The following is a 14,348-nucleotide window of genomic DNA, read 5'->3' as shown; positions in this document are numbered from 1 at the left end:
AAGGGTAATAAGTATACAATTCTATATTAGTTACCTTTGCCAAAATTTACCAACTCACATGATTCAATCCATGACCGGTTACGGAAAGCACTCACTACAACTTTCCAACAAAAAGATTACCGTAGAGCTTAAATCCCTCAACAGTAAAAATCTAGATATTAATGCGCGTATACCGCAAGGGTATAGAGAAAAAGAGTTAATACTAAGAAAGCAAATTGCAGATGCTCTTGTAAGAGGTAAAGTAGATTTTGGCTTATTTGTAGAAATTACAGGGGAAGAAACCACGGCAGAAATAAATGCAGGAGTAGTAAAAAAATACATGGAGCAACTTAATGCCATTGCTAGTGGCGATGACGTTAAGTTATTAGAGTTAGCATTACGCATGCCAGACACCCTCAAGACAGATAAGGAAGATATAGATGAAGATGAGTTTCTTAAGATTCAAGAAGCGTTAGAAACAGCTTTGAACAATATCAATACGTTTAGGTCAGAAGAGGGTAAGGTGCTAGAAACAGATTTTCAGAATAGAATAAATGCAATTCAGGATTTATTAGCGCAAGTTATAGCTAAAGACCCAGAACGCTTAGGGAGTATTAGGGAACGTTTAGAACGGGCTGTTGCAGATTTGCAAGCAGATGTAGATGCCAATAGATTTGAGCAAGAATTGATTTATTATTTGGAAAAGTACGATATCACGGAAGAAAAAGTGCGCTTAGCCAATCACTTAGATTACTTTACAACCACAATGGCATCGGCAGATAGTAATGGTAAAAAATTGGGTTTTATAGCTCAGGAAATTGGTAGGGAAATCAATACCATTGGTTCTAAGGCCAATTATGCGCCCATGCAACAGTTGGTTGTTCAAATGAAAGATGAGTTAGAGAAGATTAAAGAACAATTATTGAACGTACTATGACAAAAGGTGGCAAGCTTATCATATTTTCAGCCCCTTCCGGTAGTGGTAAAACAACTATTGTAAGGCATTTGTTGCAACAGCCAGAGTTAAATTTGGCGTTTTCTGTTTCCGCAACATCTCGTGCACCTCGCGGTGAGGAAAAAGATGGTATTAACTACTATTTTATTTCTGCGGAGGAGTTTAAAAAACACATTAAACAAAACCATTTCTTGGAGTGGGAAGAAGTCTACAGAGATAACTTCTACGGCACGTTGAATAGTGAAGTAGAGCGATTATGGGCAGAGGGCAAGAACGTTATTTTTGATATAGACGTGGTTGGTGGTTTGCGTATCAAGAAAAAATATCCGGAACAGACGTTAGCAGTTTTTGTAAAACCACCTAGCGTGGACGAACTCAAAATTAGGCTTAAAAAACGCAGTACGGAAAGTGAGGATAAGATAAACATGCGTATTGCAAAAGCTTCGGTAGAATTGGCTACGGCGCCACAGTTTGATAAGATAATTAAAAACTACGATTTAGATACCGCCCTGCAGGAAGCACACCGCATGGTGGCAGAGTACGTAGGGGTAACCGCTAGCATAGATTCTGATAAAGAATGAAAAAAGTTGGGCTTTATTTTGGAACGTTTAATCCCATACACATAGGCCATTTGATTATTGCAAACCACATGGCTGAATTTTCTGATTTGGACGAGGTTTGGTTTGTAATTACCCCGCAAAGTCCGTTCAAGGTTAAGAAGTCTCTTTTAGATAACCACCATAGATTGCGAATGGTAGAAGAAGCTATTGAAGACAATTACCCTAAGTTAAAGGCAAGCACCATCGAATTTAATCTACCGCAACCCAATTACACGGTAGATACCCTAGTGCATTTAGGAGAAAAGTATGGAGATAAATACCATTTTTCTTTGATGATGGGAGAGGATAATCTTAAAAGCTTCCACAAGTGGAAGAATTATGAGGTAATCCTAGAACACCATGATGTATACGTATATCCTAGAATTTCTGAAGGAGAGGTAAATCATCAATTTATAAATCACCCAAAAGTGCATCGGGTAGCGGCTCCTATAGTAGAAATTTCTTCAACCTTCATCCGTAAAAACCATAAACTGGGTAAAAATATTAAGCCTTTACTGCCTCCAAAAGTTTGGACCTATTTAGATGAGATGAATTTTTACCGTTAATATTTAGTTTTATTTAACTATTCTAGAGTGTTTTTCCTTTTTCAAAAGTTTCATATTTGAAAGATGAAAAATGTTCTACTACTTGGATTAGCTTGTCTTTTCCTAACCAACCAAACCCTAGAAGCTCAAAAAAAGAATAAAAAGAAGAAGAGCCAACAAGAAACTACAACTCCTGCTAAGAAACCTAAAAACGGTATCAAAACTTACACGGAGGTGATTACCAAAGAGGCAAAAACAGATGATGGTATTTTTAAGGTGCATCAAGTTAATGACGCCTATTTTTACGAAATTCCCTTTGCTAATTTAAACCAAGATATGCTTTGGGTAAGTAGAATTGCCCAAATTCCCAATGGTTTGGGTGGCGGTTATGTAAATGCAGGCTCTAAAACCAATGAGCAAGTGGTACATTGGGAGCGCTTTCAGAATAAAATATTACTTAAGATAAAATCCTACGTTAATGTTGCAGAAGAGGGTAAAGCTATACGTAATTCTGTTAAGGTAAATAACTATGAACCTATTCTGTATGCTTTTGATATCAAGACATTTTCCAAGGATTCTACTGCGGCTGTAATTGATGTTACAAAATTTTTTACCTCAGATGTGCCGGCAATAAGTGGTTTGTCCGCACGGTTACGAAAAACATACAAGGTTAAAAAATTAGATAGTGATCGTAGTTTTATCAATAGCGTAAAGAGTTTTCCTAAAAACATAGAAGTAAAACAAGACTTTACTTATGTGGCATCAGAACCGCCAACAGAGGGCAGGGCAGAGACCATTAGCCTACAAATGAATCAGAGTATGATTCTTTTGCCAGAAAAACCGATGCAACCACGTATTTATGACCCTAGAGTGGGGTTTTTTACGGTAAGTCAGTATGATTTTGGTTCCAAAGAATTAAAGGCAGATTACAAAACCTATATCCGTAGGTGGCGTTTGGAGCCTAAAGACCCTGAGGCCTATGCTAGGGGAGAATTGGTAGAGCCTATTAAACCTATTGTATATTATTTGGACCCAGGAACGCCCGAAGAATTGCAAAAGTATATTAAACAAGGGATAGAAGATTGGCAGAAACCGTTTGAAACTGCTGGCTTTAAAAATGCAATTATAGCTAAAGATGCACCAACTCCAGAAGAGGACCCAGATTTTAGTCCAGAAGATATACGTTATTCTGTGGTGCGTTATGTAGCTAGTACTACCAGGAATGCGGTAGGGCCAAGTGTATCGGATCCACGTAGTGGTGAGATTATAGAAAGTGATATTATTTGGTATCATAACCATTTAAGAAGTTACCGCAACCGGTATTTGTTAGAAACGGCAGCGGCTAACCCTTCTGCTCGTACCTTAGATACACCAGCAGACGAAATTGGAGAGATGATGCGTATGGTTATTGCTCACGAGGTTGGGCATGCCCTTGGTTTTCCTCATAATATGGCTGCCAGTTATGCGTATCCTGTAGATTCGCTTCGTAATGGGGCGTTTACACAAAAAAATGGTATAGCAGCTAGTATAATGGACTATGCGCGCTACAATTACGTGGCACAACCAGGAGACGAGAATATTCGTTTTATACGCCAAATGGGCCCTTATGACCATTATGCTACCAATTGGGGGTATAGGTACTTGCCAGAAGCTTCTTCGCCAGCAGAAGAAGTGCCTACCCTAGATCAATGGATTTTAGCTAAGGCAAACGACCCTGTCTATAAATTTGGAAGACAATCAAGTAGGTTCGACCCACAATCACAAACAGAATGTATAGGTGATAATCCTGTATTGGCCAGCACCTATGGACTTAAAAACTTAAAGTATGTAGCCGAGCATTTGCCAGAATGGACATCTGACCAAACCAATGATTATACCGATTTAGAAGAACTGTATGGTGAGTTGTTGGGAGTTTATAGTCGTTTTACGGGTCATGTAACCACAACCATAGGGGGTGTTTTTGAAAATTTGAAAAAACCCAACCAAGAAGGAGTCGTATACAGTGCTGTGCCAAAAACGCAACAGCAAGAAGCTATGCGTTGGCTACACAAAAACGTATTTAATACGCCAGATTGGTTGCTTATAGAAGATGCATTGCCCAATATAGACCATGCGGGCTATTTTGAAACGTTACGCAGCGTACAAGCTAGGCAGCTCAATTCTTTGTTGAGTTTTGATAGACTAGGCAGGCTTATAGATAACGAAGAAAGGGGAGGGTACACCGCTTACGATATGTTAAAAGAGCTGAGATCTGGTCTTTTTAAAGAAGCTGCACAAGGAATAAATGTTAGCCTATACCGAAGAAATTTACAACGTAGCTATGTAGACCGCATGCAGTATCTAATGACGGAAGAGGACAAAGGCTACAATTATTCCAGACCTGGTTTTGAAAGTAAACTTGTGTATAATGTAAATACATCTGATGTTAGGGCTTTGGTGCGTGGAGAATTAGAAACACTTAAAAGACAGCTAAATGCCGTTAAGAATAATGGTTCTATCTTAAGCCGTTATCATTACAAAGACCTAATAGCTCGCATAGACAAGTTGTTGGCCGTAGATTAGGTTTTTATTTATAGAGAAATAGAGCCCCTTTAGTGTAGCTTGCAAAGCACTAAAGGGGCTCTTGTATAAGTAATTATCACTATTTTTCTGAATCATCATAATATTTCATGTCCCTTGTATTCTTTTGTACCGCAACGGCGGCAAAAATACTTAGGGTGTAAGACATACCGTAGAATCCTTTTTCACTCAGTTCCATATCTGCATTCCATAATCCTATCACTAAAAGGATAATACTTGCAAAGGTGGTAAACCAGCTAATGCTGTAGTAAGCATCCGTAACGGGTAAACCCTCTAGCCTGTCCCGAACACTTTTTTGAACGGAGACCACAGAGAATAGGCCAAATAATAATAGGGTAAAGTAATAGCCTTTTTCGTTTAGCCAAAGAGATGAATTCCATAAGCCGATACAATACGATGCCATGCCAATACACAAAGCAGCCCAAGAGGCAGAAATAAATGCAGGAGATGGTTTTAAGGTAAATTGGTTTTCTTTTCTGGTTTTTACTTCTTTGTTGTTTTCTAAAGTATTTTCCATAACTAAAGTTTATAAAATTAGTATGGGGCAAATCTATTTTAGGACCACGCACTACGCAATGGTGATATTTTTACTATACTTACGATATAATTGACGATGATTCTTCTATATTAAGCTATTAATAATAATATACGGTTTTAAAAACTTACGAATTAATGGAGTTAAAAATACTCGTAGATAGTCTTTCTGAACACGAATTGCATGAGTTTTTGCAGTATTTGGCAAAGAAGAATAGGCGTACAGATATAAAAAATATTACACTAGTAAAGTTTTTGGCCAAAGGCGAGGTAACCAATTTAGACGTTAAGCTTTATGGTAAAAACAATAAAAACGCTTTTTATGTGCTTTGTGCTAGAGTACAAGAGGCATTGATAGAATTTATTGGGAGTTATGGTTTTGAGCATGAAAGCGCAGAAGACTTTCATGCTTTGAAATATTTATTAGCTGCGCGAATACTATTTGAAAAAGGAGCTATTAAGATGGCTAGTAAAGTACTATTAAAATCCGAAAACTTAGCTAACACCATTGATGCCTATCCTATCTTGGCAGAAGTAATACAGACCAAAATACAATTTGCGCATCTGATACCAGATTATTCTTTAGCTAGCTTAGTTCTAGAATTGGAAGCAAACAATAAAAAACTTCAAACAGCAACACGATTCAATATCGCTTACGCTCAGATTAGGGCGCGATTAAAAAAGAATAATTCACCAGAGGTATCTAAAGAACTGCAGCAGATTTTTACCGATTTGGAACTAGTTCTAGAAGAGGATTTAAGTTATAAATCGCTTTATCAATTGATGACCATAACGGCAACAGAAGCCAATCTGCAACGTAATTTTTACGCTATATCACCCTATATAGAACAACTTTTTATCGCACTTAAAAATAAAGGAGAGGTTCCCGCCAAATACAGCTATTATTATGTACGCATGCTGCACTTATTGGCACTTTCTTTTTTTAGAAATAAAGAGTTCAAAAAGTCTGCTAGTTTGTTGTCTGAATTAGAAGATGTTTTGGTAGGCTTAAGTGTTACAGAGCAGAAAGCTTTACTCAGAAAAAGAAACCTCCTCAAAGGACTTTTACTTCTCTATACTGGAAAAGTTATGGAGGCAGAAATACTGCTAAAAGGTCTTTCTTCCACTTCTTTAGATGTAAAATTGGTGTTGGTTATGTGTCTTTTTCAACAAGGCAAATACAAAGAGGTTTATCGAGAATTGCGTTTACTTAAAAAATCTGATAATTGGTACGAAGAACGCGTGGGTTGGGCATGGGTGCTCAAAAAGAATATCTTAGAATTATTGACGCTTATAGAACTGCAAGAACACGATTCAGTGTACGCTAAAGGGCAACAATTTAGGCGTAAGTTTAAAAGTAAATTGGCAGCGATACAAGAAGAACGTGTGTTGACATTTATAAGATTGGTGTTGGCGTATGCTGAAAACCCTAGTTTGGCCACTACTCCAGATTTTGAGGCTAAAGTAGAAAACGCGTTTTATTTTAAAGGGCGTAGGCAAGAAGATATCTTTGTAATGAGTTTTTATGCGTGGCTAAAATCAAAATTAACCCAACAAGACCTTTACGCGGTAACCCTAGACTTGGTGTCTAATTTGGATGGCTAAGAATATCCGTGCCTAAGAATTTATCATCTTTATTGTAATACCATTTGCGTGTTTTGGGCATTTTAATACCCTTAAAAGTCTCTATACCAGATAACAGAATGTATTCGCCATCATTATCTGCCTCTTTGTGGTAAAACTGATATACTTCCATGGCATAGGTGGTAGGGTCAAAATAAAAATACCAAGTGTCTTTACCTACTACGGCATCATAGGTAACCTTCAAAACTAAATACGTTTTGCCTTTAAACGTTTTGGTAACCACCGTGGGGTCTAGGTTAGTGCCAGGGTCTTTTAATTTCATTGGCAAGCCATATAGGTAGGTGTAGTAATCCTTCATCATAAAAGCGCGGTCACAATCTAATCTGTAGGTTGCTTTTTCTTCTTCTGTAAAGTTGCGTTTACCATTAAAACTAATGTTGCAATTATCTTGTTCTATTTGATATTGCGTAGTGTTTTCCTCTTTTTTTACCGTAAGATTAAACACCTCTTTTGGTAAATTTAGATAGATAATACTTTCTCGAGAAGAATTATTTGGGGTTTCCATAACCACTTTTAGGCTGTCTTTAAAAGTAGGCCATTGGCCGTTTGGGTCATGATATGCAATAGCTTTATCTAATAATTCTGAACCCGTAATCGATTGTGATTGTACCCCTAAAACACCACATATAAAAACAGTAAAGTATAGAATTTTATGCATTTTGTGGAATCTTAGCAGGTTCAATAGTGCTATCGTGTTCAAAATAATAAAGTTCCATCAGCTTCATTGTGGCTTTGATAATATCTTTGGTCTCTGTTAACAAAGAAAAATACAATGTAGTGTTTTTTGGACTGGATTCTTCCGTTCTAGTTCTTGCGACCTGTTTTTCTATTTTTTGGTCTATCAGTGTAAAAAGTTCTTCTTTACGGGCCAATAAAGGGCTTAATTTATCAAAAGAACGTTCTGTAAATACTTGAGCTGTGTTGCTAAATAAAGACTCTAACTGTTGGTCTAAATCCTTCAGCTCTTTAATCTGATTGTATTTTAATTTCTTGTGGTTATTATTAACGTGTTTGTAACCAACTTTGGCAATATGTTCTAAGGACTGCGAAACATCTTGTAAGCTACCCAATAAATTGATATAAAAGTTAGATGCACCACCAACACTAGACTCGTCTAAATTTTTGATAAAATAAAAAATGTTGTTCTGCAAGCTTTCTATTTCTGCAGACATTTTTGCCACCTCTTTATGATTTCTACGAAGTGATTCTAAGTCGTGCCTAGCCAAACCATTTATAGCGCCTGTATATATTTTATTACTTCTAGAAATCATGTTGCCAATGTTGTCAGCACTTTCTTGGATAACCCCTTGTATGGAACTGCTCTCTGCTTTTCTAAGGCTATCTTCGGCTTTAATTTCTTTAGATTTTTTATTGTGAGCCATGTAGTTGCGTAGTAATAATACTGCTGCTGCAACCAATAGAATTATCAAAGCAACAAAACCACCAATATGTAAGATGTAAGCTATAATGGCTGCTGCGGTAAACGCAGAAAAAGCAGTAAAAAACCAACCTCCAATAACATTAAGAACACCTGCTACTCGGTATACCGCACTTTCTGCTCCCCAAGCACGGTCTGCAAGAGAAGTACCCATAGTCACCATAAAAGTAACGTAGGTGGTGCTCAAAGGCAATTTCATAGAGGTTGCTAATGAAATAAGGATGCTCGCAACCATCAAGTTTACGGAGGCTCTCACCATATCAAAAGCAGGCATATCTTGTGCTTTTTGCTTAGGTAAGTATGTTTTAGGCATTTTAAAACGTTCATCAATTTTTTTAACTAAACTAGGAGGTAAAGCGGCCATGACGTTGCTGCTCGCAGTTATAGATAATTTTACAATTTGCCTAGATAGATAATTGGGTTGAAAGCGTTCATCACCCTCGTCTTGTCTTGCTAGGTCAACACTGGTTTTTACAACACTACGTGCCTTAGAAGATAACCAAAGGGTAACCACCATAATGCCGCCAGAAAGTAAGAGTAAATAGGGTTTTGTGCGTACTGCGGCGGTTAATCCTTCCATCGTAAATTTAGCAGGATCTACACCAGAGCTACTCCAATCTTGGTAAGATTGTAAGGCAGCAATAGGTACTCCAATAAAATTGACCAAGTCATTGCCAGCAAAGGCCATAGCTAAAGCAAATGTGCCCAGAATAATAACTATTCTGTAAATATTCCATTTAATTACTAACGCAGCTGCCCAAGAAATAAGCGTCCAAATTGCCAAGTTGGCAAGTAAAAACAAGAAAGTATTGGCGTTAATCATTGCCATAAAAGAAGGGTCAAAAATGGCAGCACTTTTTAGGCCTTTGACCAAAATAAAGTAGACAATTGCGGTAATAGCTATACCGCCAAAAATGGCTTCTACCCATTTAGGTTTCTTGTTAAAATCAAAAGAAATAAGTATTCTAGTAACATACTGTACTAAGGCACCAATACTAAAAGCTACCACAACAGATAGCAAAATGCCAAAAATAATTTCTGTTGCCTTTTGTGTGTTGATGTAATTTACCAATTCTGAAAAGCTACCATCTGCACCTGCTATTTTTATTAAAGAAACGGCCACCGCAGCTCCAAGTAATTCAAAAACAATGGATACCGTGGTAGAGGTTGGCATACCAAGCGTATTAAAGAAGTCTAGCAGTAAAATATCGGTAATCATTACTGCCATGAAGATGATCATGATTTCTGCAAAGACAAATTCGGTAGGATTAAATATTCCTTTCCTGGCTACTTCCATCATGCCGCTAGAAGACATGGCACCAAAGGCTACGCCAAGACTAGCAACTATCATCACCGTTTTAAAAGAAATAGCTTTAGAGCCAATCGCAGAGTTCAAAAAGTTTACAGCATCATTACTAACCCCAACCACTAAATCGGTTATGGCAAGGATAGCCAATGCAACAACCATAAACAAGTAGATATTCTCCCCCATCTTAATAATTCAAATAGGGCAAAATTGCTATTATAAATCGGCATACAGGTTAATAAAACGTTACGATATAGGCTGGTTTTGAGCTTTATGGTAAGGGTTATTAAATTAACTTGAGCCTCAAAAGTGCAATTGCGTTATCTTCGTTGCAAAATTTTAGGCAATGAAGTGGGAAAAATTACTCTCCCTTAAGCGTTATGGCGATACGGAAACAAGACATAGAAAATTGCAAGATGAAACCCGTTTGGGGTTTGAGGTAGATTATGACCGTATAATATTTTCTTCTGAGTTTAGAAGTCTGCAAGATAAAACGCAAGTAATGCCACTGCCTATAAATTTGGCGTCTAAACGCAACTTTGTACACACACGCTTAACTCATAGTTTAGAAGTTTCTGTAGTGGGTAGAAGTCTTGGTAGAATGGTAGGCAAGGAACTTTTAGAAAAATACCCACAGTTACATACAGAACTGGGTTATAAGTTTAATGATTTTGGCGCTATTGTTGCTGCCGCTGCTTTGGCACATGATATTGGTAACCCACCCTTTGGGCATAGCGGTGAAAAAGCGATTGGTAATTTCTTCTCTAATGGTAAGGGTTTGCAGTACAAAGAATTGCTAACAGCAACAGAATTTCAAGATTTGATAGATTTTGAGGGGAATGCCAACGGATTTAGATTGCTTAATGCTTCTAGGCAAGGAATAGAGGGTGGTTTGCGCTTAAGCTATGCTACCCTAGGGGCGTTTGTTAAATACCCCAAAGCATCACTGCCAAAAAAACCAACCCAGCATATATCAGATAAAAAATACGGCTATTTTCAATCAGAAAAAGCTTTTTTTACAGAGCTGGCTGAAGAGCTAGGGTTACCACAAAAAACGGAAGGCGAACAACCTTCTTATCACAGACATCCACTCGTATATTTGGTAGAAGCTGCGGATGATATTTGTTATACCATCATTGATTTTGAAGATGGAATTAATTTAGGATTGATTCCAGAAGATTTTGCTTTAGAATACATGATTAATTTGGTAAAGGACCGGATTAACTCAAGTAAATTTAGAGCAATGGACTCAGTTAGTGACCGTCTTAGTTATTTGCGAGCTTTAGCAATAAGTACTTTAATTGCAGATGCAGCCAAATTGTTTTTAGCAAATGAAGAAGCTATCCTCAAAGGAGAATTTGATGGTGCATTACTAGACAAATCTCAATATAAAGCACAAATTAAAGACATTATTAATCTTTGCGTGAGCAAGATTTATCAATCTCAAGAAGTGGTAGAGAAAGAACTGGCGGGATATAAAATTATCTCTAATTTATTGGATAGTTATAGTGCTGCCATGATGAACAGCAAGGCTGGTAACGCTAGTAATTATGACACCTTGTTGGTAGGTACCTTACCCAAACACTTTGCAAATACTAATGCTACTAGTTATGAGATTTTACTGGGTGTTAGTTCTTTTGTCGCAAGCTTATCAGATAGTGCTGCGGTACAATTAAACAACACCTTGCTAGGCAAGCATCTTTAGAAACTATATTTTAATCCAAGACCCAGTGTTTGCTTAAACTGTACTTTTGGAATTCCAGGGTCTATTACGGTACCATCTTCAGCGGTCACTTCATCAAACTTAATATCGTCGTCATACAAAAGATGCCCACTAATATTAGCTTGGATAAATTTGTTTACCTTAAAGAGTAAGTTGATTTCCCAGTCTACATCAATATTGCCAAAGCTATTAATATAGTCTGTGTAAAGGCTTAAACGATGATTTAGAAAGATATTCTCCAACAATTCTTCTTCCCAATTGTTGGTTAATAAAAATCCGAACTGCATAAACAGTCGTTCTCCAGGTTCTACCCCAAAGGCACCTTGATTAGAAAGATTTTCATCTAGAACAAATGTGGCTTTCTGTGTGATGGGAGATAAATATAAATCGAACTTTTTGCCCTCTGGATTAAAGGTGGTACCTGCACCTAAAAGCAAATATCCTGGAGCCATAAAACGAGAGATGGGATTTTCTCTATTCGGATATTTATAACCGTTAGAAAACTGGGTATTAAAATTAAGTTTTGCAGACCAAAACCATTTAGAAGTAGAGTCCTTACGGAAACCAAAGGTAGATGCAAATTTTATGAAATCGTCCGTTTTTCTGAGTTTACGTCCCTTTTGAGCGTTTATACCGTACCGCAAACGCAATTCGCTATCCCAGGTAGTATGGGCAAATTTATATTTACGGGTAAAGTTTAGATTGCCTAAGGCAGAAACGGCGTTTTCACCACCAGCATTCCAATTTACAAAAGCGGTTTCTGTTAAATCTAGGGTAAACTGATTGCTATTTTCCCAGAAACTGGTAGGCGATGCAAAACGCGCACGTTGCGCTAAAGTTTTAGATTGAATACGGACTTTAGGTGCTTGCAAATTAATGCCTTTTCTAATGTTGTCTATCTTCTTTTGTTCCCACCTTATGACAATAGTATCTATGGCCATAGAGTCTATAGCAACTTGGGTACTGTCTTGTGGGCTTTTTTCCCTTTCTTGGCCTAAGCAAGTAATACTTGCTAAAAGGAAGCATCCGAGTAATAATTTAATTGGTCTGGTCAAGGTATTTTTTTAAATGTTCCCAACTAATGCCACAAATATCGTGCAATTCTTTGATAGAGCCATGCGGAATAATAATATCTGGTACACCAAATGGTTTTATTTGTATACTGATACCCTGTTTATTAGCATATTCTAAAACGGCACTGCCAAATCCACCAATTAGGCTGCCATCTTCTATGGTAACAATCTGTTTGTAATTCACAAATATAGTGTCTAACAGTTTTGTGTCTAATGGCTTAGCAAATTGCATGTCATAATGCCCAACGTGTTCAGGATTATTGCAGTGGGCTATCGCTTTAGTAACAGCATGCCCTATAGCCCCAAAAGATAGAACGGCGGTATGTGTTCCTTTTTTTAGTTCTCTTCCTTTACCAATGGGTATTGTTTTAAAAGGCTGTTGCCAATCCATTGTTTCTCCTCTGCCTCTAGGGTATCTTATAGCAATAGGGTGGGTTAAACCTTTTTGAGCGGTGAACATAATATTCCGTAAGGCTACCTCATCCATAGGGGCAAAAACGATTAAATTAGGAATGCATCGCAAATAAGAGATATCATAAACTCCATGATGGGTAGGGCCGTCTTCGCCAACCAGACCTGCGCGGTCCAAACAAAATATTACGGGAATGTTTTGTAGGGCAACATCATGTATTACTTGGTCATAGGCGCGTTGTAAGAATGTGGAATACACGTTACAGAAAGGTACAAGTCCGTCTAAGGCCATCCCCGCAGCTAATGTAACTGCATGTTGCTCTGCGATGCCCACGTCAAAAGCGCGTTCTGGCATAGCAGCCATCATGTATTTTAAAGAGCTGCCAGTAGGCATGGCGGGAGTTATCCCTACTATTTTATCATTTTGTTCAGCAAGTTCTATAATCGTTTTGCCAAAAACATCTTGGTATTTGGGTGGCAAATTTTCTTGGTTGTGGGATAAGCGCTCACCTGTTTGTGCATTAAATTTACCCGGTGCGTGATAGGTGACTTGGTCTTCTTCTGCCGATTTTAGACCCTTACCTTTTGTTGTAATAACATGTAATAATTTTGGGCCTTCTATTTCCTTTAGTCGGTTTAATTCATTTATTAATTCGGGTAGATTATGACCATCTAAAGGTCCTGAGTATGTGAGATTAAGGCACTCAAAGATATTTTCATCTTTAGCAGTACCTTTTTTTACGTTGGTAAGATATTTTTTAAGTGCACCAACGCTGGGGTCAATACCTATAGCATTATCGTTGAGGATGACCAAAGTATTGGTGTTAGTTTCTCCTAAGTGGTTTAAAGCTTCGAATGCCATACCACTTGCAATAGATGCATCCCCAATAACAGCGATGTGCTGCGTAGTAAAATCTTTTTGCAACTGTGCTGCCAGCGCCATGCCTAATATAGCAGAAATAGAGGTAGAGCTATGCCCTGTTCCAAAAGCATCATACGGGCTTTCTGTAATTTTGGGGAATCCGCTAATACCACCTAGTTGTCTGTTGGTGTTAAAAATATCTTTTCTGCCGGTTAAGATTTTATGGCCATAGGCTTGGTGACCCACATCCCATATAAGTTTGTCTTTTGGAGTGTCAAAAACATAATGTAGCGCTATGGTCAACTCAATAACACCAAGACTAGCGCCTAAATGCCCTTCTTTGGTGGCTATAATGTTAATTATAAAGTCACGTAATTCTTTGGCCAGCCCTAATAGTTGGTCTAGGGTTAAATTTTTAAGGTCTTCGGGCGAGTTTATATGTGCTAACAAAGGTGTCAAAATATGCGTAAAATTAGTCAATTCTAGCGTCAATAAATAGCTAAGTTTTTTAAATTAGAAAGCCAGTTGTTTTTATTTAAAATTACCGTTACTAAACTTAAAATTAAAAATTAGCTTGCAATAAGTCTTATCGCCTTCCGTTAACTAAGCTGTACCATAAAAAGAGGCCTGCGCATAAGGGCTAGTGAAATTGGTGATGTGGAGTGTGCAGATTAACAAGTATATAATCAATTAAACATA

11 protein-coding genes are annotated in these 14,348 nt (G+C 37.6%); 6 read left to right on the top strand and 5 right to left on the bottom strand.

Features of this window, described 5'->3' with window-relative positions; genetic code table 11:
* The first annotated feature begins 58 nt into the window (after positions 1 to 58).
* The 4 genes from HCO57_RS08230 to HCO57_RS08215 all read left to right on the top strand — a co-directional run bounded on the left by HCO57_RS08230 (position 59) and on the right by HCO57_RS08215 (position 4,640).
* Positions 59 to 916: a YicC/YloC family endoribonuclease gene (locus HCO57_RS08230; protein WP_167988622.1), complete on the top strand. Its 858-nt coding sequence runs from the start codon at positions 59 to 61 to the stop codon at positions 914 to 916.
* Positions 913 to 1,515, top strand: coding sequence for a guanylate kinase (gmk, locus tag HCO57_RS08225; protein ID WP_167988621.1), 603 nt, complete (start codon positions 913 to 915; stop codon positions 1,513 to 1,515). The genes HCO57_RS08230 and gmk overlap by 4 nt, the downstream gene beginning before the upstream one ends.
* Positions 1,512 to 2,099: a nicotinate (nicotinamide) nucleotide adenylyltransferase gene (gene nadD, locus HCO57_RS08220; protein WP_167988620.1), complete on the top strand. Its 588-nt coding sequence runs from the start codon at positions 1,512 to 1,514 to the stop codon at positions 2,097 to 2,099. Before gmk ends, nadD begins: the two co-directional genes overlap by 4 nt.
* Positions 2,100 to 2,162: 63 nt before the next feature.
* On the top strand, positions 2,163 to 4,640 hold the full coding sequence (locus HCO57_RS08215) for a zinc-dependent metalloprotease (RefSeq protein WP_167988619.1): 2,478 nt from the start codon (positions 2,163 to 2,165) through the stop codon (positions 4,638 to 4,640).
* A gap of 79 nt (positions 4,641 to 4,719) precedes the next feature.
* Here HCO57_RS08215 and yiaA read toward each other — a convergent pair whose 3' ends face one another.
* Positions 4,720 to 5,175 (bottom strand): inner membrane protein YiaA, encoded by a 456-nt coding sequence (gene yiaA, locus HCO57_RS08210; RefSeq protein ID WP_167988618.1) that lies wholly within the window; start codon positions 5,173 to 5,175, stop codon positions 4,720 to 4,722.
* Positions 5,176 to 5,330: 155 nt separating this feature from the next.
* Here yiaA and HCO57_RS08205 point away from each other — a divergent pair, with 155 nt between their 5' ends.
* Complete coding sequence (locus tag HCO57_RS08205; RefSeq protein WP_167988617.1) at positions 5,331 to 6,797, top strand: hypothetical protein; 1,467 nt, start codon at positions 5,331 to 5,333, stop codon at positions 6,795 to 6,797.
* Here the strand turns inward: HCO57_RS08205 and HCO57_RS08200 are convergent.
* Complete coding sequence (locus HCO57_RS08200) at positions 6,781 to 7,494, bottom strand: DUF6503 family protein (RefSeq protein WP_167988616.1); 714 nt, start codon at positions 7,492 to 7,494, stop codon at positions 6,781 to 6,783. The genes HCO57_RS08205 and HCO57_RS08200 overlap by 17 nt on opposite strands.
* Positions 7,487 to 9,766 carry an inorganic phosphate transporter gene (locus HCO57_RS08195; RefSeq protein WP_136949175.1) on the bottom strand — a complete coding sequence of 760 codons (2,280 nt, stop codon included), beginning with the start codon at positions 9,764 to 9,766 and terminating at the stop codon, positions 7,487 to 7,489. Before HCO57_RS08195 ends, HCO57_RS08200 begins: the two co-directional genes overlap by 8 nt.
* Positions 9,767 to 9,926: 160 nt before the next feature.
* Between HCO57_RS08195 and dgt the strand changes: the two genes are divergently transcribed.
* Complete coding sequence (gene dgt / locus HCO57_RS08190) at positions 9,927 to 11,285, top strand: dGTP triphosphohydrolase (protein ID WP_167988615.1); 1,359 nt, start codon at positions 9,927 to 9,929, stop codon at positions 11,283 to 11,285.
* Here dgt and HCO57_RS08185 read toward each other — a convergent pair.
* Both HCO57_RS08185 and HCO57_RS08180 read right to left on the bottom strand, forming a co-directional pair.
* Positions 11,282 to 12,358, bottom strand: coding sequence for a DUF3078 domain-containing protein (locus HCO57_RS08185; protein WP_167988614.1), 1,077 nt, complete (start codon positions 12,356 to 12,358; stop codon positions 11,282 to 11,284). The two genes, dgt and HCO57_RS08185, sit on opposite strands and share 4 nt — an antisense overlap.
* Positions 12,342 to 14,141: a 1-deoxy-D-xylulose-5-phosphate synthase gene (locus HCO57_RS08180; protein ID WP_245167563.1), complete on the bottom strand. Its 1,800-nt coding sequence runs from the start codon at positions 14,139 to 14,141 to the stop codon at positions 12,342 to 12,344. Before HCO57_RS08180 ends, HCO57_RS08185 begins: the two co-directional genes overlap by 17 nt.
* Positions 14,142 to 14,348 lie beyond the last annotated feature (207 nt).

Origin of the sequence: Croceivirga sp. JEA036, from assembly GCF_011882165.1 — a bacterium.
Taxonomy (GTDB): domain Bacteria; phylum Bacteroidota; class Bacteroidia; order Flavobacteriales; family Flavobacteriaceae; genus Croceivirga.
This window is presented reverse-complemented; position numbering and strand designations above follow the sequence as displayed.

Bases quoted from the DNA above. Each gene is read 5' to 3' on its own strand.
- HCO57_RS08230 (WP_167988622.1), top strand. From the start codon at position 59: ATGATTCAATCCATGACCGGTTACGGAAAGCACTCACTACAACTTTCC.
- gmk (WP_167988621.1), top strand. From the start codon at position 913: ATGACAAAAGGTGGCAAGCTTATCATATTTTCAGCCCCTTCCGGTAGT.
- nadD (WP_167988620.1), top strand. From the start codon at position 1,512: ATGAAAAAAGTTGGGCTTTATTTTGGAACGTTTAATCCCATACACATA.
- HCO57_RS08215 (WP_167988619.1), top strand. From the start codon at position 2,163: ATGAAAAATGTTCTACTACTTGGATTAGCTTGTCTTTTCCTAACCAAC.
- yiaA (WP_167988618.1), bottom strand. From the start codon at position 5,175: ATGGAAAATACTTTAGAAAACAACAAAGAAGTAAAAACCAGAAAAGAA.
- HCO57_RS08205 (WP_167988617.1), top strand. From the start codon at position 5,331: ATGGAGTTAAAAATACTCGTAGATAGTCTTTCTGAACACGAATTGCAT.
- HCO57_RS08200 (WP_167988616.1), bottom strand. From the start codon at position 7,494: ATGCATAAAATTCTATACTTTACTGTTTTTATATGTGGTGTTTTAGGG.
- HCO57_RS08195 (WP_136949175.1), bottom strand. From the start codon at position 9,766: ATGGGGGAGAATATCTACTTGTTTATGGTTGTTGCATTGGCTATCCTT.
- dgt (WP_167988615.1), top strand. From the start codon at position 9,927: ATGAAGTGGGAAAAATTACTCTCCCTTAAGCGTTATGGCGATACGGAA.